Source organism: Chitinibacter sp. S2-10 (genome assembly GCF_046530675.1).
Taxonomy (GTDB): domain Bacteria; phylum Pseudomonadota; class Gammaproteobacteria; order Burkholderiales; family Chitinibacteraceae; genus Chitinibacter.
The window spans coordinates 778,449-801,659 of record NZ_CP172558.1; the positions used below are offsets into that span (position 1 = coordinate 778,449).

Sequence of the window (23,211 nt, forward strand, 5' to 3'; positions counted from 1 at the left end):
TGTGGCACGACCAATCAAACTGCTATTCAACGGCTTCCCAACCTTTCTCAGGATTGAAGCTATTGATTTTCTTCGCCACTTCAGCCGTGCCTTTACCCAGATTACGCTGGTAAATCACGCCATCCTGATTGGTGATAAAGCTCATCACGCCGGAGCGCCCATAACTGGCAGGCCAGGCCAGGATTGCAAAGCCGCCAAACATTTTGTCTTTTTCAACATAGCGATATGCCCCACCTTTGGCGGCTGCGCCCTGCTCTTTCAGGATTTTGAAAAAATAACCGTGATAAGGCTCGCTGCGTTTGGAGTATCCTTCCTGTGCTGCTGCGGCAAAAAACGAGCCTAGCGGGCTACTCGGTTTATCCTGGGCATCAGGCCAGTACAGCCCATCGCGCTGACCTTCGCTGCTGATAAAGCGGTCAGCGTAATGCAGCAGCGCACTTCCTGTTGGCTGCATCAAATAATATTCCTGTTGCGCCGCAGTAAATGTCTTGAGCGACTCGATCGCACTTAATTCATTCAACCCGATTCTGCGCGTCAGCAACTCGGCACGCCCGGTGGTCGCAGCGAAAACCCAGCCGCCATTGTCGCGCAATACCGGAATGGCAAAAGGCGTTTGCTCATCACCGATTTCAAGCACCTGTGTCTTGCCCTTGGCTGTCCACTGGTGTTTAGCACGATAACTGCTGACAAATTCTTCGTAGCGCTTGGCATCCGCCACCGAATCGCCTGAGACAATCAAATCACGGTTTTTCTTGCCGAAGATTTTTTCCAGCGCTGGCACATCTTTATTTTCCAGCGCAAGAACCAGCGCTTCGCCTGCGGCTTCAGGACTGGCAAATAATTGCCCCGCAAGTGCAGGCTGGATCGCCGCGCTGAGTGATAAAGCCAGAAGCAGAGAATATTTAATTTTCATCACTTGATTTCCTTATCGACGGCCGCCAGAACGACTACTGCTACGGGGTGGGCGAGTGGCGCTGCGCTGCGAAGTTGCACCCCGCGTACTAGCAGCCCGCGTAGCCTGTCCACGATCCATATTGCTAAATGCACTATCGCGTGATGCGCTCGATGGACGTGATACATCTCGCGAACTGGCGCTCGTTCCTCGATCACTCCGGCCTGCGCTATCCCTGTTGGAAACCTGATCACGCGAACCGGCCTGATCACGCTGGCGCGAGCGATTATCGATTTCGTTACGATCAATATCCTTTAACTGGCCTTGCAAATTAGAGCGGTCAACCTTGCCCAGATCGCCTCGCGCTGCATCGGTTTTGCCGCGGAAAGCATCGCGCTGCTGATCACGCGTTCCGGCACTCGCGCGGTATTGCTCACGAGTCTTGTTATCGCGATATTCGACACCGCGCCGGTGCTCGGCGTTATGCTGCCATTTGTTGCTTTGGGTACCGTCCCTGTTCGTGTTGCGGTTATGCTCGACGCGATTGAAATTGTTATAGCGGTCGATATCGATATTGATGTCGTTGCCGCCCCAGTTGCAGTTACCCCAGATCGCTGCACCGAAAAACACGCCGGTGGCAAAACCAAATGCGGCGCCGCCATAAGCATAGTAGGGCGGATACCAGTAATACGGCGTGTAATAGGGGTATGGCCATGGACCATAGACTACGGTTGGGTTGTAGACAGGTACATAGATGGTTTCTGATTGAGGCTCGATTTTATAGATGGTGGTTGTCGTTGCCGTGGCCGGCTCAACAACCACTTTCTGCTCCTTGGTCGATTTCAGATGACCTTCGGCGTCGGCCTTGGCGCGCAAGCGCTGCGTCGCTTGCATCACATCTTTTTGCTGAGCCAGCACTGCGTCACCAAGCTTTTGCGTCCAGTCGATTTTCTCGTTCATCATTTGCAGAACATCTGGGAAGGTCGTCAGCGATTTCACACTGGCATCCCAGGGCTGCTTTTGCAGCGCATTTTCAAGCGCCTTGTCTTTCAGATTCGGATTGGCCTTGCGCCAGCGCTCGGCTTGCACGATTTCGAGCGGATACGTTGACGCCATCAGCACCTGAGCCAGCAAGGAATCCGGGTACAGCGCAATCGGCGCAACCAGTTGTTCGATTTCCTGCTGACTGAAAGTGGCGCTCGGTGCTGTCTCTGCCGCACTCACGACAGGACTTACCAGCACCAGCGGTAATGCCGCCAGCGCTGCCGAAATAAACAGGGATTGCATTAAACGGGGCATTGTTGCTCCTTTCTGATCACAGGCCATACCAGCAATATGACAAGCTTGGCCTGCATTAACAATGTAATTCAATACAGGGCAAAGGGTGAATATTCCCGCTAATTCTAGACTTAATCATCGCTGTGACCAGCATTTTCTTTCCCACTCTTTCCCATACCTTTATCTGGCTGTTGTAAAAAGGCAGCGAGAAGTTCGAGAACAAGGCAAAAATCGAAGTTTATAAGCAGTAAATGAGGATTTTGAGGCGGGTTTTGGATGCGTAGCGAGTGCAGAGCCAGCAGTAAGCGGGCTTCGCAGTCGTTTTTCAACGGCCTGCCAGCCTACTTGAGCAAAGTCGCCTTTACACGCCACACCCGGTGCGGTGGCAATAAGTACAGGTATAATTGGCGCAACCAAATTTACGATGAGCCGCCGCCATGATCCGCCGCCTAGATTCCACTTCCGTCGACTTTCAATCCCAGCTCACTGCGTTGCTTGCATTTGAAACTTCGCAAGACCCGCAAGTCGATCAGCGTGTCGCGGCGATTCTGGCCGATGTAAAAGCCCGTGGCGATGCGGCGGTGATTGAATACACCAACCGTTTCGACGGTACCAGCGCCGCGACAATGGCCGAGCTGGAATTGAGTCAGGACGAACTCAAAGCCGCTTTCGAGCGCCTGCCCGCCGATCAGGCCGCGGCGCTGCAAGCCGCCGCCGCGCGTGTTCGCAGCTATCACGAAAAACAAAAAATGGTGTCGTGGACGTATGAAGACGAAGACGGCACGCTGCTCGGCCAGCAAATTACCGCGCTCGATCGCGTCGGCATTTATGTCCCGGGCGGCAAAGCGACCTATCCTTCGTCGGTCTTGATGAACGCGATTCCGGCGCATGTGGCGGGCGTGAAAGAAATCATCATGGTCGTGCCGACGCCCAAGGGCGAGCGCAACGATATGGTGCTGGGCGCGGCGTATGTCGCCGGCGTATCGCGCGCCTTCACCGTTGGTGGTGCGCAAGCCGTTGGCGCGCTGGCCTACGGCACGCAAACGATTCCGCAAGTCGATAAAATCACCGGTCCCGGCAACGCCTACGTCGCCGCCGCCAAACGCGCCGTGTTCGGCATCGTCGGCATCGATATGGTCGCAGGACCTTCCGAAATTCTGGTGCTGGCCGACGGCACGACGCCGCCGGACTGGGTGGCGATGGATTTATTCAGCCAGGCCGAACATGATGAAATCGCCCAGTCGATTCTCTTGTGCCCGGATTCGGGGTATATCGATGCAGTGCAGGCCAGTATTGATCGCCTGATCGATACCCAGCCACGTAAAGAGATTATTGCTGCGTCACTGAAAAATCGTGGCGCACTGATTCTGGTCAAAGATCTGACCGAAGCGTGTGAAATCAGCAACTACATCGCACCCGAACACATGGAATTGTCGGTTGAAAACCCGGACTCACTATTGCCTAGCATCCGCCACGCCGGCGCGATTTTCATGGGTAAATTTACTTCGGAAAGTTTAGGTGATTACTGTGCGGGGCCAAACCACGTATTACCAACGGCGCGCAGTGCACGCTTCTCTAGTCCGCTGGGCGTGTACGACTTCCAGAAACGCTCGAGCCTGATCAAAGTTTCGGAAGCGGGCGCACAAACACTGGGCAAGATTGCCTCGGTGCTCGCGCACGGAGAAAGCCTGACGGCGCACGCGAACGCGGCGGAGCTGCGCTTGAAGTAAGTCTCCCGCATCCAATAAAAAAAGCTGCCTGAACCATTGTTCAGCGCAGCTTTTTTATTTATGCAACCAAGGTATATACATTCAGCTCTTACTCAGCAAGCCCTACAGCACTATACCCATTTCAATTTTATAAGCCCGGCAAAGCCAGGGCATTAAGTCCATCCAGATCCAGCTGCTCGCTTGCCGGGATTTCATCCTGCAGATGCAGTAATAAAAAACTCGCCTTGCGCTGATATTCGTCAGCGATCAGCGACAAGCCCATATCGTTGGCATAGCCTTGTGCCTGCTGCAACAAAACCATTTCCAGATTCTTGAAGTCATCGGTCTGAGCCAACTCCAGACCTCGTTTTACGGTGGCCAAAGCCTCAATCAACTTGCCCTGTCTAGCTTGCAATCGCGCCCATTCGGCCAGCAGATTGACTTCGACCCAGTGATACGGCGTTTCCGACAAAGTCAACATGCCGTCTTCGATATAAGATTCAGCCAATCCATCCTGCTGCTGCACGATGGCAATTTGCGACAGCCGGAACAAAATTTCGGCGATATGGTGCGGCAAATGGTTTTGCTGGCTCAAAACCAGAGCATCGCTCAGCAATATGCAAGCCGCGTCATATTGCTGCAATTTTTGCAGATTGACCGCCCAGTTGATTTTGGCCATCGTAATCAGATAGGCATCATCGGTAATCTGCAGTAATTGATGCCCGGATTGATGCATTTTGACCGCCAGCTCATTATTGCCTGCGGCATCACAAATTCGCCCCAGACCAATCAGTGCCAGCCCACGCGTTTTGCTCATTGATGCCTGATTGCCACACAGCATCGCGCATTGCCGCCAGCATTGCAGCGCCTGTGGATAGCGCGCCAGCGAATAGTAACAACACCCCATTTGCTCCAGAATCACTGGAATTTCGTGGATAAGATGAAATTCCTGCGCATAGGCCATGGCTTCGGACAGCAGCTTAAGCGCCGCGTGTGCATCGCCGAGCTGGTCTTCGATCAAGGAATATTGCACAGCCGCAGCAATAAAGGTTTTGCCATCGGCGCCCAGCCGCGCTTGCTCCAGCAATTCAATACATTGCTTGCGAGCCAAAGCCGGCTCGGTAAAAATCTTTGCAGCAATTGCATCCAGGCTTTGCTGGCGGGGATTGGGCCTGTCGGTGAGCATAATTCTCCCTCTGTAAGCCTCTTTTTAACACAAAATCGACAGGCAAAGATACCCGCAAAGGTATAGAGCCCAAACTCAGGCTCTTATTTGCCCCAGGGCTTATACCCCTGCGCAATCATCCGTAAGCTTATTCGCCCGAAATAGCCTGTCTTACCGGGATATTGAGCAAACGATCCACCGTCGTAAAGCCATAACCTTGCTGGCGCAAATACGGAATCAGCGCCTTGGTCGCCATAATCGTCGGTTTTCGCCCACGGCCGCCAGAGTCATGCATTAACACAATCGCTTCCGGATGAATATATTGCTTGATCACTGCTTCAATTTTGCTACTGGCCATCTCATCTTGACTGTTTTGCCAAATATGAAACCAATCAGCGCTATCAACCGACCACAAAATGGCCGTCATACCTTTGTCTCGCAATGACTTAATCTGCTTATCATTCAAAAACCCATAAGGCGGGCGCATCATGGCCGGCTGAAATCCGGCGACTTTCTGAAAAGCCTGCTGCGTTCTTTCCATCTGATAATCCCACCACATGCCGCCGTCTTCCATTTTGCTCAGGTTCGGATGGCTAAAGCTGTGATTGGCCAAGACATGCCCTTCGGCCAGAGCACGCCGCACAATCTCGGGGTACTGCAAAACATTTTGCCCCTGCCAGAAGAAAGTCACTTTGACGTTTTCTTTTTTCAACAAATCAAGCAACGCGGGCGTGTCGTCACTGGGACCATCGTCAAAAGTAAGTGCAATTTCCTTGCGATCTCCCGGACCTTCAATAAAAAAAGTTCCGGCAAAGGCTTTGGCCTGACGCTCCAGCGTTTCAGGCTTCACCTGCCCCCAGTCCTCGATAAAAGGCGTACGCAAATGCGGCGGGGTTTGCGCCCCCGCCTGCCCAAGCGACCACAGTATTAAAATCAACAGCGTACGATTAAAAATACCCATACAAACCCCTTAAAATATCGATTATCAGATTGCTCCCGCGGCCTCGCCACTCAACTGTCAATGTGTAGCAGTCAGTCAGGCCATGTGCAATATGAGCCTCTGCGCTTTTACCAATGCAAAAAAGTCATCTGATGCGGCACAACCATGGCAAAGATGCTGTTACCGATTAACTCAACCGAGCTCGCTACGAGCATTGCCACAGCCTTACGCACAACTGAAATAAAAAAGCGTAAAAAATCAAACGCCTAGGGAGATCGGCAATTGCCGGCTTTTTTACCGCCTGGCAGAGATCAAGCAACGACTTTCTTTCGTTTTTGAGCGCTTTTCATGTTATCAGCGCTTCCCGCCAAGGCGAATCTATTGGAAAATAGCGGATTATTCGGCATTGCCGTTGACGAGACTCATCGATGCGCCAAGTTACTGTTACTCGCAATACGCTGGAAACCCAGATCACGATCACGCTAAACCTTGACGGCACAGGCGTGAGCAAATTTGATACTGGCGTGCCTTTTTTTGAGCACATGCTCGACCAGGTCGCGCGCCACGGCCTGTTTGATATCGAAATCAAAGCCGTTGGTGATTTGCATATCGACGCACACCACACCGTTGAAGACGTCGGCATTACGCTCGGCCAGGCTTTTGCCAAAGCCGTTGGCGATAAAAAAGGCATTGTGCGTTACGGCCACAGCTATGTGCCACTCGACGAAGCACTCAGCCGCGTCGTCGTCGATCTGTCAGGCCGCCCTTGCCTCGAATACGACTGCGAATACACCCGTGCGATGATCGGCGGCTTTGACGTTGATCTGTTCGGCGAGTTTTTCCGCGGCTTTGTCAATCACGCCGCAATCAGCCTGCACATCGACAATCTGAAAGGCAAGAATGCCCATCATCAGGCCGAAACCATTTTCAAAGCCTTGGGACGCGCGCTGCGCATGGCCGTCGAGTTTGACCCACGAATGGCCGGCATTACGCCATCAACCAAAGGCACACTGGTAGGCTAAATGACCCAAGCTCAAAAACAGATCATTGCTATCGTCGACTACGGCATGGGCAACTTGCACTCGGTCACCAAGGCTTTCGAGCTGGTTGCCGGTGACGATGCCACGATTATTCTGACCGCGGACCCGGCGGTGATCGCCAGTGCCGATAAAGTGGTTTTCCCCGGGCAAGGTGCGATGCCCGACTGTATGCGCGAGCTGAACGAGAGCGGTCTGAAACAAGCCGTGCTGGACGCCGCAGCGAGCAAACCATTCCTCGGTATTTGCGTTGGTGCGCAATTATTGTTCGAGCACAGCGAAGAAGGCGATATGGATTGCCTGGGCGTTTTCAAAGGCAAGGTCGTCAAATTCAAGCCGGAAAAGATGGTCGGCGCTGACGGGCAGAAATTGAAAGTGCCACATATGGGCTGGAATGAAATGTTCATCAAACGGACACATCCGCTGTGGGCTGGAATCAGCGAAGCTGAGCGCTTCTATTTCGTCCACAGTTACCATTTTGCGCCTGATAGCGACGCCGATACCATCATCGAATCGGCTTACCCAGACCGCTTTGCAGTCGCAGTCGCGCGTGACAATATTTTTGCCATCCAGTGCCACCCGGAAAAAAGCCATACTGCCGGACTGCAATTGTTGAAAAACTTTGTTCACTGGCGTCCATAAGCTCAGTTTTCATGAACTTTGGATTGCTTGCGACAGCTTGAGCTAGCAAATGATGCATTTATTGCAAAACAATGTATTCTTTCTTTCACCAAGTCATTTATCTTAACCCTTTTACTAAATGCTTTTAAATCATGCTGATTATTCCTGCAATTGATCTTAAAGACGGCCAATGTGTTCGCTTGCGTCAGGGCGAAATGAACGATGCAACGGTGTTTTCCGATGACCCTGCCAGCTTTGTCTCGCACTGGTTAGGCCAGGGTGCCCGCCGTATGCATCTGGTCGACCTTAATGGCGCATTTGCCGGTAAACCTAAAAATTTATCTGCAGTGAAACAGATCCTGAAAGCAGTCAATGGCGAAGTACCGGTGCAATTGGGCGGCGGAATCCGTTCGCTGGAAACCATTGAAATGTACCTTGATGCCGGCATTGATTACGTCATCATCGGCACCGCTGCAATCAAGCAGCCGGGCTTTTTGCACGAAGCGTGCGATGCCTTCCCTGGTCAGATCATCGTTGGTCTGGACGCCAAAGACGGCATGGTGGCCACTGATGGCTGGGCCAAGATCACCGACCACGAAGTGATAGATCTGGCCAAACGCTTTGAAGGCTACGGTGTTGAAAGCGTGATTTACACCGACATCGGCCGCGATGGCATGCTCTCTGGCGTCAATATCGAAGCAACTGTGAAACTGGCGCAAGCGTTGACGATTCCGGTGATTGCTTCGGGTGGCCTGACCAATCTGGACGACGTACGCAAACTGTGCGAAGTGGCCGAAGAAGGTATCGAAGGCGTGATCACTGGTCGTGCAATCTATGAAGGCACCATTGATTTTGCCAAAGCACAGGAACTGGCCGACGAGCTCTGCGACTAATTAGTCATGAGCGATGAAAAGCAACCCGAATGGCTGGACTGGGCAACCGAAGAGCGGCAAATTGGCCAGCTGATTCGTGAGTCCAATCCGGTCTGGTTTGCTCAAGTCTGCCAGATTCTGTTCGACACTGACCCGATGATGATTCGTCTGGTTGGCGATCCTGAAGGGTACGCTCCCGAGGTCGGCAGCATCTTGCGCAGTTTGCCGCAATGCATGAACGCCGAAGATGTGCAGCTTTTGATTTTTAATGTGTTTACCCAGTGGTTTACACCGGAATTTGCCGGCGGCCTCAGTCAGTATGCCGAAACGGCACAAGCCGTGTGGGAGAGCTGGAAAGCCCAACAGCAAGAATAGCAGTGGGGTCGTCCGCCAGACGCCACTCGGAAAAAATATGCCTTTAGCCAAACGTATTATCCCCTGCCTCGATGTGACTGCCGGTCGCGTCGTCAAAGGCGTCAATTTTCTTGAATTGCGTGATGCCGGTGACCCGGTCGAAATTGCCAAGCGCTACAACGATCAGGGTGCTGACGAGCTGACTTTTCTCGACATTACTGCGTCGAGTGATGATAGAGACCTGATTTTGCACGTGATCGAAGCCGTTGCGTCGCAAGTATTTATTCCGCTGACCGTCGGTGGTGGCGTGCGCAAAGCCGATGATGTCCGTCGCCTGCTCAATGCCGGAGCCGACAAAGTCAGCATCAATACGACTGCTGTTTCTAACCCCGAAGTGGTCGGGCAAGCCGCCAGCCGCTTTGGCAGCCAGGCGATTGTCGTCGCCATCGACGCCAAGGCGACCGACGCGACCAATAGCCGCTGGGAAGTGTTCACGCACGGCGGTCGCCGCGCGACCGGGCTCGATGCCGTTGAATGGGCGCTGAAAATGCAGCAACTTGGCGCTGGCGAAATTTTGCTGACCAGCATGGATAGAGACGGCACCAAGATTGGTTTCAACCTGCCGCTGACTCGCGCCGTCTCCGATGCAGTGAATATTCCGGTGATTGCCTCAGGTGGCGTCGGCAATCTGCAGCATCTGGTCGATGGCGTCAAACAAGGCCACGCCGACGCAGTGCTGGCAGCGAGTATTTTCCACTTTGGCGAATATTCGGTGCGTCAAGCCAAGGAAGCCATGCACGCAGCAGGCATTGAAGTTCGCTTCTAAAAGGATGGGCAAACCATGAAAAAAATTGCGGCGCTTGCATTGCTCCTGTTCGCCAGCATGGCGCAGGCGTGTGATATGAGTATTCAGACGCCTGCCAATGTATCGATGGAAGTCGATAATATGCGTCATGGTTTGAAAAATGAGCTGACCTTGTTTTTAACGGTCAAATCGGCGGTCGCAACCGAATTCAAACGCCCTCCGAATGTCGTTGACGCCAATGGCCGCGTCAGCGAGCCGATCAAAATGGAAGGCACGCTTGGAAAAATCAACGCCAACGAAGTCCGGCAATGGGTAGTGCATTACGCCCCTGCCGCCGATTTCACCGCAGAAAAAGTGATCTTGCAATGAGCTGGCTCGATGAAATTAAGTACGACGATGCCGGTCTGGTTCCGGTAATCGCACAAGATGAGGCCACCGGCCGTGTGATGATGTTTGCCTACGCCAACCGTGAAGCGGTGGCGCTGACGGCGGAAAAAGGCACGGCGCATTACTGGACGCGCTCGCGCCAGAAACTATGGCATAAAGGCGAAGAATCGGGCCATTTTCAGCATGTCTCAAACATTCAGCTCGACTGCGACGGCGACGTACTGATTTACAAAATCCGGCAGCAAGGCGGGATTGCTTGCCACACCGGACGCGAAAGCTGTTTTTTCCGCACGCTGATTGATGGTCAATGGCAAGTTACTGAAGACGTTTTAAAAGATCCAGATGCCATTTATGGTCATTAATTCATCATTCGCACGCCATATAATCGGGCAATATTTTTGAAGTACTAGGAGCACGACATGATTTCGACCGAAATTCTGGAGCGTTTGTCGCAAACACTGGCCGAGCGTCGCAACGCCGACCCGGGTTCGTCCTACGTTGCCAAGTTGTATAGCAAGGGTCAGGAAGCCATTTTAAAGAAAGTGGGTGAAGAAGCCGTCGAAACCATCATGGCCGCCAAGGATGGCGACAAACTGCATCTGGTTCGCGAAGTGGCCGATTTGTGGTTTCATACGCTGGTACTGCTCGCCCATGAAGGCTTGAGCAGTGAGGATGTACTGGCCGAACTTGCCCGCCGTGAAGGCATTTCCGGCATCGAAGAAAAAGCATCCCGTGGCGCGTAAAGCATAATTGCCTCGCCCCGGCACACGCCCCCATTCCTAACAAGGAACAACAATGAGCGACTGTATTTTTTGCAAAATAGCCAAGGGTGACATTCCTGCGGATAAAATTTATGAAGACGATGAATTACTCGCCTTCAAAGATATCCGACCTGCTGCGCCAGTGCATTTTTTGATCATTCCCAAACGTCACATCGATTCCTTGCTGACTACCACCAAAGAAGATGAAGCCTTACTGGGGAAAATGTTAGGATTGACATCGGTTCTGGCACGGCAACAGGGCTTGGCTGCGGGCTACAAAACCGCGATCAACACGGGCCACGCAGGCGGGCAGGAAGTCTTCCATCTGCACTTGCACGTCCTTGGTACCCCAGCCCAGTAATTAGCCGAAGGCCAATCAGATATTGGCCTTGATTGACATACCCCAATAACATTGAAGAGAGAATTTATCATGGGTTCATTCAGCATTTGGCACTGGCTGATCGTTCTGGCCATCGTCATTCTGGTTTTCGGCACCAAAAAACTCGGCAATATCGGCAAAGACCTCGGCTCGGCGATCAAGGGATTTAAAGACGGGGTAAAAGGCGAAGAAGAAGCGCCGAAAAAACCGGATGCACCCCGCGTGATCGACGTCAGCGAAAGCGACAAGAAATAAGCCGTGTTTGACGTTAGCCTGGGTGAATTACTCATTATTGGAGCGGTGACGCTGATCGTCGTCGGCCCGGAAAAAATGCCCAAAGTGGCACGTACTGCCGGGATGCTGTTCGGTCGACTGCAGCGTTTCGTCAATAATGTGAGAGGCGATTTGCAGCGTGAAATGCAGGCCAGCGAACTGGCGCAGATTCAGCAGGAAATCGAAGCCGAAGCCGCCGAAATCAAAAACACCATCCATCAACCGCTGGCCGAATCCAGTCTGGCACTCCAGCAGCTGGAAGCTGATTTTCAACAGCAGCTAGCACCAGGCGTCACCGATGAAAATCCACCCGTCCAACCCGACGAGCCTTTAATCCAGCAAACCACCGCAGACAGCGATACCAGCGCGGGCAAAAGAAAACCGCGCAAGCTCGTCGCCAATGACGATGCGGCTCAAGAGCCGGTATCGACCAGCAAAACCCGTGCTTCGGCCGAACCGCAGCTTGCTGCAGTCGAAGCCGCCCCCGGCGCACCGGACAATCAGCTCGATTTATTTGCCGATCTGGACGAGGCATCCGACACTTCATCGGATCGCCGTTAACACAATGACACCAAGCCATGAGTGAACTCAGCGACAACCTGCAACCCCTGATCAGCCATCTGGTCGAGCTGCGTACCCGCCTCGTTCGCGGTGCGCTGGTTTTTATCGTCGGCTTTTTGATTGCTTTTGCTTTCTCGGCTCAACTGTACGATCTGCTGGTCGCGCCACTGGCTGCCGTTTTGCCCGGGCAAAAACTCGTGACCATCGGCATTGCCTCGCCGTTTCTGGTACAAGTCAAAATTGCCGCAATGACCGCTTTCGTCGTCACATTGCCGCACACGCTGTATCAGGTCTGGGCTTTTGTCGCGCCGGGTCTGTATACGCATGAAAAGAAACTGATTGCACCGCTAATCATCGCCTCGACCTTGCTGTTTCTGCTCGGCATGGGCTTTGCCTATTTTCTGGTCTTCGGCGTGGTGTTCAAATTCATTGCTTCGGTCGTCCCGGCCAGCATGCAATGGTTGCCCGATTCGGGCGAATATCTCGATTTTGCGATGGGCATGTTTCTGGCATTTGGCGTCACTTTTGAAGTGCCGATTGCGGTCATTATCATGGTGCGCATGGGTTTTGTCAGCGTCGCAAAACTGCGCGAAATCCGCTCCTATGTCATCGTTGGCGCTTTTGTCATTGCCGCTATCGTGACACCACCCGACGTATTATCCCAATGCCTATTAGCCATCCCGCTTTGGCTGCTATACGAGGCAGGGGTATTAGTCGCAAGCTGGCTGTATCAGCCCCCTAAAACCGCAACCCCAGTCCTTTAAACCGAGTTTTAATATGCCCGTGCAACTTCGCCTTTATCAAGGCCTGCTCTTTCTGCTTGCCGCAGTTCCTTGCGGAATTCCATTTCGCTGGGATCCAAACCCGGTTTTCCCATCCGAGCTCGCCGCATTTTTCTTTTGCGTACTGATCACGCTGGCCGGCGTTCTGCTGCCTGGTGATCGGCGCGAACAAGCCAATCCGCCATGGGTCAGTATGATGTGGATCGCCTTTGCCGCGCTGATCGGCGTGCAGGCGCTATTGCTACCCCAGATTTATGCCAGTGATCGTCTTTACCCTGCTATCTATGCACTCGGTGCGGCAGGCGCTGCTTGGTCGCTGTCTCGCGCAATCAGCATTTACGGCGCAAACCGGCTGCTTAATTTCTTTGCCTGGGGGCTGCTGGCCGGAGCGATTTTCAATTCGGGTCTAGCTGTTCAGCAAATCATGCAGCTGATTCAGGATGGGCCACGACTGATTTTCGGCAATATCGGTCAGAAAAATATGTACGGGCATTATCTGGCCTGGGGTCTGGCCAGCGCCGCGTATCTGGTCACGCAACGCGACGAAATGCCCAAATGGCTGTTCTGGATCGTCGCCATCTGGTTATCACTCTCGCTGGCTTTCTGCGGATCACGCTCGCCATTTTTGTATGCGCTGGCTTGGCTGCCAATGGGCTTATTCATCTGGTGGCGTGGCGCTGAAACAGCGCGTGAACTTGGCAAAGCACTGACCATCGCCGCCGTGCTGATTATCGCGATGCAATTTATCGCGCCTATCGTCAGCGATGTCCTGCAAGTCTTACTCAAAGCCAAGAACGAGGTGCCAACCGGGCTGGACCGGCTCGATTCGAACGGTTCGCGCCGTCTGGTTGAATGGCAAAAAGCATGGATCACGTTCCTGCAGCACCCTTGGCTCGGCGCTGGCTGGGGCAGCTATCCCTATTTCAGCAATAGCCTGCAAACCAACCCTGAATTCGCGATTGTTTCGGAAAGCGTGCTGTTTACTCACGCGCACAATTCGGTGCTCAATCTGCTGGCTGAAACCGGCATTTTCGCGACCAGCATCATTCTGGCCGGGATTGCCTACGCTTATTTCAATGTACTGCGCAACTGGCGTAGCCCGACCGTGATGTTTGCCGCAGCGCTCGCGAGCGTTTCGGTGCTACATAGTCTGGTCGAATATCCGCTGTGGTATTTCCACTTCCTCGGCCCTTTTGCGCTGATTCTGGTTTTCATGCAGCCGGGGCAAATCAAGCTGGGTATCAGCAGCAACTGGGCACGGCTAAGCTGGACGCTATGGGGTGGTATCGCGCTGGCGCTCTCGATTGCTGGTGGACAGATTTACTTGAAAATCTATCCGATCATGGACCCGGCCGATAATGAGAAAGCCAATGCGCAGCGAATTGCGCAACTGGAAATCCTGCGCAAAAACCCGTTGATTGATTATTTTGCCGAACACGCGTTATCGAATTACATTATCGCCAGCAAGAGCGAAATGGCGTGGAAACTGGGCATTCTGCGTAAGCAGAACGCGATCCGCCCCTATCCCGGCCAGATGACCGATCAGGCGGTGCTCGAAGCATTGAGCGGCAATCAGGCGATTGCACATCAACTGATGCGCCGCGCTGCTTTTGCCTACCCGGAAAGTTTTGATTATTACTATCAGACCATACTCGGCTTTAAAGAACCCGAAGTGCGTGCGCTGCTGAAAGACATCGACGAAGCGCGTGATTTTTTCAACGCCAAGCTCGACTTCAAAATCAAGCGCCCGGATATTCCCGAGGCCAGTGCGGCGTCGGTAGCGGTCAAACTGGATTAACAACCGTTACGCCATGAAAAAAGCGCTTTCACCCTTACCGCTGCGCGACGGGCTGGCAGCCAGTTGTGCCGCCATGTTGCCGGGCGGCACATGGCTCACTGCGCGTGAATTTTTGCTAGAGCGCTTCCCTTATCTCGACCCGGCGATTATCGAAACGCGGCTGCAAAATGGTGAAATTTATGACGACGACGGCCAGCCAATTGCAGCCGATGCGCCTTACCGGGCTGGTGCGTATCTGTGGTATTACCGCGACGTACCGTACGAAGCGCCAGTGCCTTTTAGCATCGATATTCTGTATCAGGACGAACGCATCGTCGTCATCGACAAGCCGCATTTTCTGTCGTGCATTCCGGCCGGGCGTTATGTGCGCGAAACTGCGCTGGTGCGACTGCGGCAAATGCTGTCCACCGACGATATTGCCCCGGTACACCGGCTCGACCGGGAAACGGCCGGCGTAATGATGTTCTGTCTCGATAGCGCCAGCCGCAGCGCTTATCAGCAATTGTTCGAATCGCGCGAGGTACAGAAAACCTACGAAGCCATCGCGCCGTTTCGCGCCGACCTTGAACTACCGCGGGTTCACCGTTCGCGTTTGACTGAAGCGGGCAGCGATTTTTTCACGATGTCTGAGGTTGCTGGCGAGCCCAATAGTGAAACCAGAATCAGCCTGCTCGAACAGCGCGGCAACTGGGCGCGTTACCAGCTTGAGCCGCACACGGGTAAAAAACACCAGCTGCGCGCGCATCTGGCCGCGCTGCAAATCCCGATTCTGAACGATCCATGGTATCCGATCGTGCTCGACGACAAAGGCGACGACTTCAGCCAGCCGCTGCAACTACTCGCGCGCGAGTTAAAATTTGTCGATCCGTTCAGCAGAGCGCAACGTACTTTCACTTCACGCCGCGAGCTGAGCTGGCCCTGACAGGGTATGCAGCTGCAGCCATTTTCAATAGCCAGCTACAGCAACATACCCACTGCTTTAGCATAAATAAAGAATTCACGATTCCCATCGCCACCAGCAATCGGGCTGGCGAAATAATCGAGCACGGCAAAACCCGCGGCCTCAGCCGCTGCGCGGATCTTGGCTTCGACCTGCGGATACAGCGCTTCATCACGAACAATGCCACCACGCGCCAGCGCCTGTGGCCCCAGCTCGAATTGCGGCTTGACCAGAAACAGCAGCAAACCGTCCACAGGCAATACCGAGCGCAGCGCCGGCAACACCAGCGTCAGCGAAATAAACGACACGTCGCCAACGACGAGATCGATTGTCGTATCCTGCGGCTCGGCCATCAAAGCAGGCGCAATAATGTCGGGATTCAGATTACGCGCATTGACGCCTTCAAACTGCACGACGCGATCATCGGCGAGCAAACGCGGGTGCAGTTGATCGTGACCGACTTCAACGCCAATGACTTTACGCGCGCCCGATTGCAGCAGGCAATCGGTAAAGCCGCCGGTCGAAATGCCGACGTCGAGCGCCAGCATGCCACTCACATCGAGTTTGGCACTCGCCAAAGCCCCCGCGAGCTTGAGTCCACCGCGCGACACATAGCGATCAACTTCATCAGGCGTAATCGTAACTTCAGCCTGCGCATCGAGCTTGAAAGCCGCTTTGCTAATCGGTTTGCCATCAGCAAAAACACGACCAGCCGCAATCATCGTCTGCGCTTGTGTGCGCGAACTGGCGTAACCTTTTTCAACGAGAAACAAATCGGCGCGCTGCAACGACATAGACACCTACTTCGACCAATTATTGCAAGAGTGTGTTTTAAAAGTAGCGAGCGCCCGTCAGAACGGAAAGGCCGGGGCACAGTAACCGGAATGTACATTTGTACATGAGGATTGCGAGCACCGCCCGAACCGTTATCACGGGATGCGCAGCACCTTTAAAATACGCTCTTAGATAAATGACTCATCAGCGCGCAAATAACGCCACTGACCACGCGGCAAATCGCCGAGCAGGATGCGGCCGATGCGGATGCGCTGCAGACCGACGACTTGCAGACCAACCAGCTCGCACATGCGGCGAATCTGGCGCTTTTTGCCTTCGCGCAGGATAAAGCGCAACTGATCTTTGTTCTGCCACCAGACGCGCGCCGGTTTGAGCGCTTCGCCGTCGAGCGAGAGGCCGTGGTTCAGCAAGCGCAGACCATCGGCTTTCAGATGGCCGGAAACGCGCACCAGATATTCTTTTTCAACTTGCGAGTTTTCGCCGATCAGCGTTTTGGCGACGACGCCATCCTGCGTCAGCACCAAGAGGCCTACCGAATCAATATCGAGCCGCCCGGCTGGCGCGAGGCCTTGAAAATGCACCGGGGAGAACTTGATGCCGCTGGTATCGCCCTCCCACTGGTTTTCGGGTTTAAACAACACCACCGCCGGTTCGTAACCGTCTTCGGCCTGCCCTGAGACATAACCCACCGGCTTATTGATCAGAATGGTGACGCGATTATCCTGAATCTGCTTGGCAATCGGGTCGAGCTCAACAGTCTGGCTGGGCAGAACTTTGGTGCCGAGCACGTTGACGATTTCGCCATCGACGCGTACCCAGCCCTTGGCGATGTATTCGTCGGCTTCGCGGCGCGAGCACAGGCCCAATTGGGCAAGGCGTTTTGACAGGCGCAGCGGTTCTAGCTCGCTAGGTGCTTGATCTTGTTGATCTGACATGATTTTTCTACGTTTGAAGCCGACAATCCGCCATTTTACTGGTTTAATGCGATGCTTAGAATCTGTTTTCCGACCAAAGCACACGATAAGTCCACTAAGTAGGCAATGCCGCCAAGAGGGCGTGCCCATGTCGCCGCAAAAATCTGGAGCACAAAAATGGAATACTATCTCGCAGTTCGCCACCTTCACATCACGCTCGCCTTGCTGTCGGGTGCATTTTTTCTGTTTCGTGGCGTGCTGATGCTGCGTCAATCGGCCTGGCTGCAGCATAAAATCTGCAAAATCGCGCCGCATATCATCGACACCGGTTTACTCAGTGCGGCGATTTATCTGGCCGTGATCACGCAGCAAAGCCCCGGCAACTCGCCGTGGATTGCCGCCAAGATAGGCGCTTTGCTGTTGTATATCGTACTGGGAACGATTGCGCTCAAACGCGGCAAGACCATGCAGATTCGCGTCATCGCTTTGTTCGCCGCGCTGGCGACGTATGGCTATATCGTTGCGGTGGCAATGAGCCGCAATCCTTTACCCTGGCTTGCTTAAGCTCCGGCGTCCGGCGCACTCCAGTGCCCCGACTTGCCGCCGATTTTCTCCAGCAGCCGCACGTTGCTCATTACCATGCCTTTATCGACTGCTTTGCACATATCGTAAATCGTCAACAGGCCGATCTGCACTGCGGTGAGCGCTTCCATTTCGATTCCGGTACGTCCCAGCGTTTCGCACGTTACGCTGCAGCGTACCGACGAATTGATGCGGTCGATGACAAATTCGACATTGACCGCAGTCAGCGGTAGCGGGTGACACAGCGGAATCAGGTCGCTGGTTTTTTTCGCCGCCATAATCGCGGCTATTCGCGCGACGCCGAGTACATCGCCTTTTTTGTGATTGCCGCTTTCGATCAGCCGCAGCGTGTCAGGTAGCATGATGATCTCGCCTTGCGCGGTGGCGCTGCGTCGGGTTTCGACTTTATTGCCGACATTGACCATATGCGCATTTCCGGCGGCATTAAAATGCGTCAAATCGCCCTGCGTCACGGTTTGAGCTGCAGCCGTCAGACGGTCTGCCAGACTGGCAAGATTTTCCGGCGTATTGATATTGGCAAACGACATATCACGATCTGAAAAAGTCACAAATTCGGCGCCCTGTTCGCTCAGCCATTGACCCAAGCGGTTTTGCCCCTGACTCAGGCATTCCAGCAAGGATGGCAATAATTCGCGCCGGATCAGACAAATCGACCAGTGCGTCTGTCCGTCGGCCGTTTTCGCGACGACAGCCGGAGCGCCCGTGGCATTGAGCGCGGCGCGAAATTTCAGGAGCAAGTCATTGGGCAAGCAAGGCACATCGCACGGGACAACGAGCAGCGCCTCAGCTGGAGACGCCAGCAGCGCGGAATGAATACCCGCCATCGGGCCCGGATGATCGGGATACACATCACGCAATACGGTGTAACCAAAGCCGCTGTAATCAGGCAGATTGCGGTTGGCGGCAATAAAAATCTGATCAACAAGCACCGATTGCTTTTGCAATGCCGCAATCATCCACGCGACCATCGGCTTGCCAGCCAGTGGAATCAGCCCTTTGTCGCGTCCACCCATACGGCGCGCCTGGCCGCCAGCCAAAATCACAGCATCCAGATTCATTCAGGACTCCCAGCGTTGCTGCGCGGCTCGGTCGGATTCTTTGGCTTCAACCCACACACTGTGATCGTTGCCCACTTCCTTTTTCCAGAACGGCGCTTCGTTTTTCAGGAAGTCCATAATATAGGCATTTGCTTCGTAAGCGGCAACGCGATGCGCGCTGGCGGTGAGGACGAGCACAATTTGTTCGCTCGGTTTCATTGCGCCAACGCGATGAATCAGCGTCACCGCATCGAGCGGCCAGCGCTCGTGAGCGTTCGCCACAATCTGTTGCAAAGCCTTGGTCGTCATCGCCGGATAGTGTTCCAAATGCAGACTGACCAGTTCAGGCTGCGGGTTCAGATCGCGCACGCGCCCGACAAACATCACCACCGCGCCGATCACCGGATCGCCCACGAGGCGCTGATATTCGGCGGCAACGTCAAAGTCGGCTTGCTGAACGATGATTTTATCGGCGTGAATCCGCTCTTTATTCATCTCACCCCCCGGTAACCGGCGGAAAAATGGCGATTTCGGCGTTGGCCGGAATTGCGTCGTCCAGCTGCGCCATGTCCTGATTGATCGCCACGCGAAACACGCGCGCGCCGCCGAGTTCTTCAGCCCAAACGCCACCGCGTGCAACCAGTTGCGCGACCAGCTCGCGCACCGTTGCCGCACCTTCGGGGATGTCTTCCTGCGCAACACCCAACGCATCGCGCAAGCGCGCGAAATACAGCACATTCAACATTTACGCCCCCAAACTGCTAAATGGAATATAAGTCACCACATCACCGCTAGCGATGGTTTGCCCAGCCGGCAAATCGACGAGTCCGTCACCCCAGACCATAGACGTCAGCACGCCCGAGCCCTGCTTGGCAAATAGCTCAAGCTGTCCGGCTGCATTGCGCCGAACACGCAGAAATTCACGCCGGTCTCCGGCTTTTTTCCAATCAAAATCGGCGATCAGCGGCATGCGTGAAGGTAAAACCTGCTGCACACCTTGCCGCGCCAGAATAAAGGGCCGCACCAGCATCAAAAAAGTCACCAGCGCCGACACCGGATTGCCGGGCAGTCCGATGAAATCGCAGCCGCCAATCCGCCCGCACGAGTCTGTTTTATCTACTTTGCCGAAGGCAAAGGGCTTGCCCGGCTTAATGGCGATTTTCCATAGATTCAATTTACCGAGGTATTCGATTGCAGCCTTGACATGATCTTCCTCACCGACCGATACCCCACCTGATGTCATCAGAATGTCGTGGGATTCTGCCGCGGCTTGCAGTGCTGCAATCGTCGCTTCGCGATCATCAGGCACAATCCCCAGATCAGTCACCACGCAGCCCAAAGCCTTCAGCGCATTGATCAGCACATAGCGATTCGAGTTGTAAATCTGCCCGCCCGCCAAGGGCTGTCCCGGCTCGACCAGCTCGTCGCCAGTGCTGAGCAGCGCAACGCGCAGCGGTGCAATCACGGGCAGGTACGCGACACCGACTGACGCCGCCAGCCCGATCATTGCAGGTGTCAGCACGCTGCCGCGAGTCAGAATCACCGCGCCAGTGGCAATGTCATCGCCAACGCGGCGGATATTCGCACCGTCCTGCAAAGCCAGATTTACGGTCAACTGACCGTCGTTGACCGTACACACTTCCTGCATCGCCACCGCGTTCGCGCCGGCCGGAATCGGCGCGCCGGTAAAAATCCGCGCCGCTTCGCCCGGCGCCAGCGCTGCGCCAACCTCACCGGCAGCGATGCGCTGAACGACAGGGTATTGCGCTGGAGGGTGGGTAAAATCTGGCACATGCAGGGCATACCCGTCCATCGCACTATTGTCAAAGCCGGGAACATTGATCGTCGAGCTTAAATCATCAGCCAAAACGCGACCTAAAGCGTCAGCCAGAGCAAGGGTTTCAATCGCCGTTACCGGCTGTGCTTGTGCGAGCAACTGCTCAAGTGCAGATTCAAAATCAAGCATTGTTGTGTTCCGAAAAATAATGAAGGATAAATTGCGCCACTGCGCCCGTATCGTTCAAATCGAGAATAGGCAGCCCACAGGCAAGAATCTGATCTGCTGCATCTTGCATTCCGCTCATATCCTGCATATCCATCGCAATGGCCATCACGTACTCGTCGTCAGGAAACAGCGGCGGCTTGCCGTTGGCGGCGCGCCAGACTTCGATTTTCGGGATGGGCTCGCGCTTGAAGCCTTCGACCAGCGTCAGATCGGCGGGCGCAAGCCGGGCGATTTGCTCAGCCAGCGGCGGCGTTTCGGCCACCTCAGTCGGTTCCAGCTCATGAAAAATCGCAAAGCGATATGGCGACACGACCATCACCTCGCCCGCACCAGCGGCACGAAAGCGCGCCGAGTCTTTGCCCGGCGGCTCGAATTCCAGATCGTGATGCGAGTGCTTGATGACATTAACGCGCCAGCCATATTTGGCAAATTCAGGCAGCAAGGCGGTAATCAGTGTGGTTTTGCCACTACCGGAAAATCCGGCGATGGCGAGGACGTGGGACATAAGTAATTGACCAAAAGTTTTGGCTCAAGGCCACCCTGTCGCACAAGGCAGCGAAGCCGAAGATAGTACAAGTAGTACAGCGAGGCGAGCTAACGATGGACGGAAACTTTTGTCTGCCTACTTACAATACCTATGGATGTATCTTCATGCAGAGCATATATCAATTACCCTGCATACATATACCCTAAGCGCTACCCTAGCCTCCGGTTTGCGACATAAAGCGGATCAGCTTGGCGGGTTGCTCGACAAATTCATGCCGTTCGGGCTTGAGTTCAATGGCGTGCAGGATGGCCGCTTCCAACTCGGCATCGCTCGCGCCGCCGCGTAGCAGCGGGCGAAATTCAAACGCGCTTTCCTGCCCCAGACACATATACAAAGTGCCGTCGACGGTCAGTCGGACGCGATTGCAGGTGGCGCAAAAATGCTGCGACATCGGCGTGATAAAACCAATCCGCCCGATGCCATCGCGGGTTTTCCAATAGCGCGCCGGGCCACCGCCCAACTCGATCACTTCAGGAATCAGATCATAACGCGCCACCAGCCGATCACGAATCGGCCCCAGATCGAGGTATTGCGTATTACGGCCGGTGTCGCCCATCGGCATCGCTTCGATCATCCGCAGAATATAGCCGTGCTCAAAAGCAAACTCGGCCATCGTGTCGATCTCGGCGTCATTCACGCCGCGCATCGCGACCATATTGAGCTTGATCGGGTTCAAACCGACCTCGGCAGCGGCTTGCAGTCCGGCCATGACTTTATCGAATGAATCGCTGCCGGTAATGGTGGAAACGCATTGTCGATCAAGGCTATCAAGGCTGACATTCACGCGGGTGACGCCAGCGTCTTTCAGCGCCTGCGCGTGCTTGGCCAGCTGCGTGGCGTTGGTCGAGAGTGCCAGATCATCTAAGCCCAATGCCTTCAAACGCCCGGCCAGCTCGGGCAGATTGCGGCGCAACAGCGGCTCGCCGCCGGTCAGCCGTACCCGGCGCACGCCCAGCCGGGCAAAAGCGCCGACCAGCCGCGTAATTTCGTCGAAAGTCAGCCAGTGTTCGGGTTCTTCAAAACCCTTGAATCGTGCAGGCAGACAATAGCTGCAGCGCAGATCGCAGCGATCCGTCACCGACACCCGCAAATAATCAATGGCCCGACCAAACCGATCCTGCAACATTGCTGACCTCCACCGTGATCACCGAGTATGCCCTATCATTTGCAGACACTAAATACCCCCAGCGAGGCATGCGCGACTCAATAAATCCCGGTAGGAATAGGCAAATGCCTCAATCGCGGTGTGATGCTGTTGCTCAAACGGCGAGCGCGGCAAATGTTCGACATCGTGCAGCACCAGCGGGGTTTGCCAATGCAGCCCCAGTGCTTCGGCAGTCAGCCGCATCGGATACCAGAGTACTTCGGTTGAAATCGTTTTGTCCGCATCGTACAAGCTACCCACCGAAGCGGTGCTGACGACCAGTTGCAGCGTTTTGCCGTCCAGCGCCCGCTTGGCACCAAAAGCCCAGTCGCGGGCAAAAACCTCATCCTGCCAGCGCTTGAGCATCGCCGGACAGCTATGCCAGTACAACGGGAACTGCCAGACAATCCGCTCGGCATGCTCGCACGCCTGCTGTTCGGCCAGCACATCGATATCGCCATCAGGGTACATGCTTTCCAGATGATGAATTTTGACCTCTGGTAGCTCGGCAATTTCATCGATCAAGGTGCGATGCGTTTGCGAGTTGGCCAGGTGCGGGTGAGAGAAAATAATCAGGTTTTTCATGATTCCCCCAGGCCGCTTCTACTGGCA

At 54.4% G+C, this 23,211-nt stretch carries 30 protein-coding genes; 16 read left to right on the forward strand and 14 right to left on the reverse strand.

All coding sequences use genetic code 11. The features are described 5' to 3' along the window. Positions 1-22 precede the first annotated feature (22 nt). The 3 genes from ACG2XO_RS03620 to ACG2XO_RS03630 form a co-directional block, all read right to left on the reverse strand. Positions 23-913 (reverse strand): DUF2950 domain-containing protein, encoded by an 891-nt coding sequence (locus ACG2XO_RS03620; RefSeq protein WP_410499455.1) that lies wholly within the window; start codon positions 911-913, stop codon positions 23-25. A 12-nt stretch (positions 914-925) separates the two neighbouring features. Beyond that, a complete protein-coding gene (locus ACG2XO_RS03625; protein ID WP_410499456.1) occupies positions 926-2,191 on the reverse strand; it encodes a DUF3300 domain-containing protein in 1,266 nt (421 codons plus the stop codon). Between the two features lie 110 nt (positions 2,192-2,301). Further along, positions 2,302-2,499 carry a hypothetical protein gene (locus ACG2XO_RS03630; RefSeq protein WP_410499457.1) on the reverse strand — a complete coding sequence of 66 codons (198 nt, stop codon included), beginning with the start codon at positions 2,497-2,499 and terminating at the stop codon, positions 2,302-2,304. 108 nt (positions 2,500-2,607) lie between these two features. Here ACG2XO_RS03630 and hisD point away from each other — a divergent pair, with 108 nt between their 5' ends. Continuing rightward, the gene (gene hisD, locus ACG2XO_RS03635; RefSeq protein ID WP_410499458.1) at positions 2,608-3,900 is read left to right on the forward strand and encodes a histidinol dehydrogenase; all 1,293 of its coding nucleotides are present in this window, start codon (positions 2,608-2,610) and stop codon (positions 3,898-3,900) included. Between the two features lie 127 nt (positions 3,901-4,027). Here the strand turns inward: hisD and ACG2XO_RS03640 are convergent, their stop codons facing one another. Continuing rightward, entirely contained in the window at positions 4,028-5,065 is a 1,038-nt protein-coding gene (locus ACG2XO_RS03640; RefSeq protein ID WP_410499459.1) for a hypothetical protein, read from the reverse strand. Positions 5,066-5,192: 127 nt separating this feature from the next. Then, entirely contained in the window at positions 5,193-6,005 is an 813-nt protein-coding gene (locus tag ACG2XO_RS03645) for a polysaccharide deacetylase family protein (protein ID WP_410499460.1), read from the reverse strand. A gap of 407 nt (positions 6,006-6,412) precedes the next feature. Here ACG2XO_RS03645 and hisB point away from each other — a divergent pair, with 407 nt between their 5' ends. The 14 genes from hisB to ACG2XO_RS03715 all read left to right on the forward strand — a co-directional run bounded on the left by hisB (position 6,413) and on the right by ACG2XO_RS03715 (position 15,536). Then, the gene (gene hisB / locus ACG2XO_RS03650; protein WP_221005578.1) at positions 6,413-7,006 is read left to right on the forward strand and encodes an imidazoleglycerol-phosphate dehydratase HisB; all 594 of its coding nucleotides are present in this window, start codon (positions 6,413-6,415) and stop codon (positions 7,004-7,006) included. Continuing rightward, complete coding sequence (gene hisH, locus ACG2XO_RS03655; RefSeq protein ID WP_410499461.1) at positions 7,007-7,663, forward strand: imidazole glycerol phosphate synthase subunit HisH; 657 nt, start codon at positions 7,007-7,009, stop codon at positions 7,661-7,663. It abuts the gene before it with no gap. 131 nt (positions 7,664-7,794) lie between these two features. Beyond that, on the forward strand, positions 7,795-8,535 hold the full coding sequence (hisA, locus tag ACG2XO_RS03660; RefSeq protein ID WP_410499462.1) for a 1-(5-phosphoribosyl)-5-[(5-phosphoribosylamino)methylideneamino]imidazole-4-carboxamide isomerase: 741 nt from the start codon (positions 7,795-7,797) through the stop codon (positions 8,533-8,535). 6 nt (positions 8,536-8,541) lie between these two features. Next, the gene (locus ACG2XO_RS03665) at positions 8,542-8,889 is read left to right on the forward strand and encodes a hypothetical protein (RefSeq protein WP_410499463.1); all 348 of its coding nucleotides are present in this window, start codon (positions 8,542-8,544) and stop codon (positions 8,887-8,889) included. A gap of 37 nt (positions 8,890-8,926) precedes the next feature. Beyond that, complete coding sequence (gene hisF / locus ACG2XO_RS03670) at positions 8,927-9,694, forward strand: imidazole glycerol phosphate synthase subunit HisF (RefSeq protein ID WP_410499464.1); 768 nt, start codon at positions 8,927-8,929, stop codon at positions 9,692-9,694. A 15-nt stretch (positions 9,695-9,709) separates the two neighbouring features. Next, the gene (locus ACG2XO_RS03675; protein ID WP_410499465.1) at positions 9,710-10,042 is read left to right on the forward strand and encodes a hypothetical protein; all 333 of its coding nucleotides are present in this window, start codon (positions 9,710-9,712) and stop codon (positions 10,040-10,042) included. Continuing rightward, positions 10,039-10,422, forward strand: a complete 384-nt coding sequence (gene hisI / locus ACG2XO_RS03680; protein ID WP_410499466.1) for a phosphoribosyl-AMP cyclohydrolase — start codon at positions 10,039-10,041, stop codon at positions 10,420-10,422. Before ACG2XO_RS03675 ends, hisI begins: the two co-directional genes overlap by 4 nt. A 57-nt stretch (positions 10,423-10,479) precedes the next feature. Next, the gene (locus ACG2XO_RS03685; protein WP_410499467.1) at positions 10,480-10,803 is read left to right on the forward strand and encodes a phosphoribosyl-ATP diphosphatase; all 324 of its coding nucleotides are present in this window, start codon (positions 10,480-10,482) and stop codon (positions 10,801-10,803) included. Between the two features lie 52 nt (positions 10,804-10,855). After that, positions 10,856-11,182 carry a histidine triad nucleotide-binding protein gene (locus ACG2XO_RS03690; protein WP_410499468.1) on the forward strand — a complete coding sequence of 109 codons (327 nt, stop codon included), beginning with the start codon at positions 10,856-10,858 and terminating at the stop codon, positions 11,180-11,182. Between the two features lie 69 nt (positions 11,183-11,251). After that, positions 11,252-11,455: a Sec-independent protein translocase subunit TatA gene (tatA, locus tag ACG2XO_RS03695; RefSeq protein ID WP_410499469.1), complete on the forward strand. Its 204-nt coding sequence runs from the start codon at positions 11,252-11,254 to the stop codon at positions 11,453-11,455. 3 nt (positions 11,456-11,458) lie between these two features. Beyond that, entirely contained in the window at positions 11,459-12,034 is a 576-nt protein-coding gene (gene tatB / locus ACG2XO_RS03700; protein ID WP_410499470.1) for a Sec-independent protein translocase protein TatB, read from the forward strand. A gap of 17 nt (positions 12,035-12,051) precedes the next feature. Further along, positions 12,052-12,798, forward strand: a complete 747-nt coding sequence (gene tatC, locus ACG2XO_RS03705) for a twin-arginine translocase subunit TatC (protein WP_410499471.1) — start codon at positions 12,052-12,054, stop codon at positions 12,796-12,798. Positions 12,799-12,811: 13 nt separating this feature from the next. After that, positions 12,812-14,614, forward strand: a complete 1,803-nt coding sequence (locus tag ACG2XO_RS03710; protein WP_410499472.1) for a Wzy polymerase domain-containing protein — start codon at positions 12,812-12,814, stop codon at positions 14,612-14,614. Between the two features lie 13 nt (positions 14,615-14,627). After that, positions 14,628-15,536 carry a pseudouridine synthase gene (locus ACG2XO_RS03715; RefSeq protein ID WP_410499473.1) on the forward strand — a complete coding sequence of 303 codons (909 nt, stop codon included), beginning with the start codon at positions 14,628-14,630 and terminating at the stop codon, positions 15,534-15,536. A 35-nt stretch (positions 15,537-15,571) separates the two neighbouring features. Here ACG2XO_RS03715 and ACG2XO_RS03720 read toward each other — a convergent pair whose 3' ends face one another. Together ACG2XO_RS03720 and ACG2XO_RS03725 are read right to left on the reverse strand one after the other, a co-directional pair. Next, positions 15,572-16,348, reverse strand: a complete 777-nt coding sequence (locus ACG2XO_RS03720; RefSeq protein WP_410499474.1) for a TlyA family RNA methyltransferase — start codon at positions 16,346-16,348, stop codon at positions 15,572-15,574. A 168-nt stretch (positions 16,349-16,516) separates the two neighbouring features. Then, positions 16,517-17,284, reverse strand: coding sequence for a pseudouridine synthase (locus ACG2XO_RS03725; RefSeq protein WP_410499475.1), 768 nt, complete (start codon positions 17,282-17,284; stop codon positions 16,517-16,519). A 156-nt stretch (positions 17,285-17,440) separates the two neighbouring features. Here ACG2XO_RS03725 and ACG2XO_RS03730 point away from each other — a divergent pair, with 156 nt between their 5' ends. Further along, complete coding sequence (locus ACG2XO_RS03730; protein WP_410499476.1) at positions 17,441-17,827, forward strand: SirB2 family protein; 387 nt, start codon at positions 17,441-17,443, stop codon at positions 17,825-17,827. On the opposite strand, the gene moaC is transcribed toward ACG2XO_RS03730, so the two are convergent. From moaC to ACG2XO_RS03765, 7 genes are all read right to left on the reverse strand, one after another. Continuing rightward, the gene (moaC, locus tag ACG2XO_RS03735; protein WP_410499477.1) at positions 17,824-18,924 is read right to left on the reverse strand and encodes a cyclic pyranopterin monophosphate synthase MoaC; all 1,101 of its coding nucleotides are present in this window, start codon (positions 18,922-18,924) and stop codon (positions 17,824-17,826) included. The genes ACG2XO_RS03730 and moaC overlap by 4 nt on opposite strands. Further along, positions 18,925-19,398: a molybdenum cofactor biosynthesis protein MoaE gene (locus ACG2XO_RS03740; RefSeq protein ID WP_410499478.1), complete on the reverse strand. Its 474-nt coding sequence runs from the start codon at positions 19,396-19,398 to the stop codon at positions 18,925-18,927. It lies immediately after the preceding gene. 1 nt (position 19,399) lies between these two features. Further along, entirely contained in the window at positions 19,400-19,648 is a 249-nt protein-coding gene (gene moaD, locus ACG2XO_RS03745) for a molybdopterin converting factor subunit 1 (protein WP_410499479.1), read from the reverse strand. Next, positions 19,649-20,869 carry a gephyrin-like molybdotransferase Glp gene (gene glp, locus ACG2XO_RS03750; protein WP_410499480.1) on the reverse strand — a complete coding sequence of 407 codons (1,221 nt, stop codon included), beginning with the start codon at positions 20,867-20,869 and terminating at the stop codon, positions 19,649-19,651. Then, a complete protein-coding gene (gene mobB / locus ACG2XO_RS03755; RefSeq protein WP_410499481.1) occupies positions 20,862-21,413 on the reverse strand; it encodes a molybdopterin-guanine dinucleotide biosynthesis protein B in 552 nt (183 codons plus the stop codon). Before mobB ends, glp begins: the two co-directional genes overlap by 8 nt. Positions 21,414-21,609: 196 nt before the next feature. Further along, positions 21,610-22,581, reverse strand: coding sequence for a GTP 3',8-cyclase MoaA (gene moaA / locus ACG2XO_RS03760; RefSeq protein WP_410499482.1), 972 nt, complete (start codon positions 22,579-22,581; stop codon positions 21,610-21,612). Positions 22,582-22,629: 48 nt separating this feature from the next. Then, on the reverse strand, positions 22,630-23,184 hold the full coding sequence (locus ACG2XO_RS03765; RefSeq protein ID WP_410499483.1) for an NAD(P)H-dependent oxidoreductase: 555 nt from the start codon (positions 23,182-23,184) through the stop codon (positions 22,630-22,632). Between the last annotated feature and the right edge of the window lie 27 nt (positions 23,185-23,211).

Excerpts from the sequence above, each read along its gene's own strand:
- ACG2XO_RS03620 (WP_410499455.1), bottom strand. The coding sequence starts at position 913 with ATGAAAATTAAATATTCTCTGCTTCTGGCTTTATCACTCAGCGCGGCG.
- ACG2XO_RS03625 (WP_410499456.1), bottom strand. The coding sequence starts at position 2,191 with ATGCCCCGTTTAATGCAATCCCTGTTTATTTCGGCAGCGCTGGCGGCA.
- hisD (WP_410499458.1), top strand. The coding sequence starts at position 2,608 with ATGATCCGCCGCCTAGATTCCACTTCCGTCGACTTTCAATCCCAGCTC.
- ACG2XO_RS03640 (WP_410499459.1), bottom strand. The coding sequence starts at position 5,065 with ATGCTCACCGACAGGCCCAATCCCCGCCAGCAAAGCCTGGATGCAATT.
- ACG2XO_RS03645 (WP_410499460.1), bottom strand. The coding sequence starts at position 6,005 with ATGGGTATTTTTAATCGTACGCTGTTGATTTTAATACTGTGGTCGCTT.
- hisB (WP_221005578.1), top strand. The coding sequence starts at position 6,413 with ATGCGCCAAGTTACTGTTACTCGCAATACGCTGGAAACCCAGATCACG.
- hisH (WP_410499461.1), top strand. The coding sequence starts at position 7,007 with ATGACCCAAGCTCAAAAACAGATCATTGCTATCGTCGACTACGGCATG.
- hisA (WP_410499462.1), top strand. The coding sequence starts at position 7,795 with ATGCTGATTATTCCTGCAATTGATCTTAAAGACGGCCAATGTGTTCGC.
- ACG2XO_RS03665 (WP_410499463.1), top strand. The coding sequence starts at position 8,542 with ATGAGCGATGAAAAGCAACCCGAATGGCTGGACTGGGCAACCGAAGAG.
- hisF (WP_410499464.1), top strand. The coding sequence starts at position 8,927 with ATGCCTTTAGCCAAACGTATTATCCCCTGCCTCGATGTGACTGCCGGT.
- ACG2XO_RS03675 (WP_410499465.1), top strand. The coding sequence starts at position 9,710 with ATGAAAAAAATTGCGGCGCTTGCATTGCTCCTGTTCGCCAGCATGGCG.
- hisI (WP_410499466.1), top strand. The coding sequence starts at position 10,039 with ATGAGCTGGCTCGATGAAATTAAGTACGACGATGCCGGTCTGGTTCCG.
- ACG2XO_RS03685 (WP_410499467.1), top strand. The coding sequence starts at position 10,480 with ATGATTTCGACCGAAATTCTGGAGCGTTTGTCGCAAACACTGGCCGAG.
- ACG2XO_RS03690 (WP_410499468.1), top strand. The coding sequence starts at position 10,856 with ATGAGCGACTGTATTTTTTGCAAAATAGCCAAGGGTGACATTCCTGCG.
- tatA (WP_410499469.1), top strand. The coding sequence starts at position 11,252 with ATGGGTTCATTCAGCATTTGGCACTGGCTGATCGTTCTGGCCATCGTC.
- tatC (WP_410499471.1), top strand. The coding sequence starts at position 12,052 with ATGAGTGAACTCAGCGACAACCTGCAACCCCTGATCAGCCATCTGGTC.
- ACG2XO_RS03710 (WP_410499472.1), top strand. The coding sequence starts at position 12,812 with ATGCCCGTGCAACTTCGCCTTTATCAAGGCCTGCTCTTTCTGCTTGCC.
- ACG2XO_RS03715 (WP_410499473.1), top strand. The coding sequence starts at position 14,628 with ATGAAAAAAGCGCTTTCACCCTTACCGCTGCGCGACGGGCTGGCAGCC.
- ACG2XO_RS03720 (WP_410499474.1), bottom strand. The coding sequence starts at position 16,348 with ATGTCGTTGCAGCGCGCCGATTTGTTTCTCGTTGAAAAAGGTTACGCC.
- ACG2XO_RS03725 (WP_410499475.1), bottom strand. The coding sequence starts at position 17,284 with ATGTCAGATCAACAAGATCAAGCACCTAGCGAGCTAGAACCGCTGCGC.
- ACG2XO_RS03730 (WP_410499476.1), top strand. The coding sequence starts at position 17,441 with ATGGAATACTATCTCGCAGTTCGCCACCTTCACATCACGCTCGCCTTG.
- moaC (WP_410499477.1), bottom strand. The coding sequence starts at position 18,924 with ATGAATCTGGATGCTGTGATTTTGGCTGGCGGCCAGGCGCGCCGTATG.
- ACG2XO_RS03740 (WP_410499478.1), bottom strand. The coding sequence starts at position 19,398 with ATGAATAAAGAGCGGATTCACGCCGATAAAATCATCGTTCAGCAAGCC.
- moaD (WP_410499479.1), bottom strand. The coding sequence starts at position 19,648 with ATGTTGAATGTGCTGTATTTCGCGCGCTTGCGCGATGCGTTGGGTGTT.
- glp (WP_410499480.1), bottom strand. The coding sequence starts at position 20,869 with ATGCTTGATTTTGAATCTGCACTTGAGCAGTTGCTCGCACAAGCACAG.
- mobB (WP_410499481.1), bottom strand. The coding sequence starts at position 21,413 with ATGTCCCACGTCCTCGCCATCGCCGGATTTTCCGGTAGTGGCAAAACC.
- moaA (WP_410499482.1), bottom strand. The coding sequence starts at position 22,581 with ATGTTGCAGGATCGGTTTGGTCGGGCCATTGATTATTTGCGGGTGTCG.
- ACG2XO_RS03765 (WP_410499483.1), bottom strand. The coding sequence starts at position 23,184 with ATGAAAAACCTGATTATTTTCTCTCACCCGCACCTGGCCAACTCGCAA.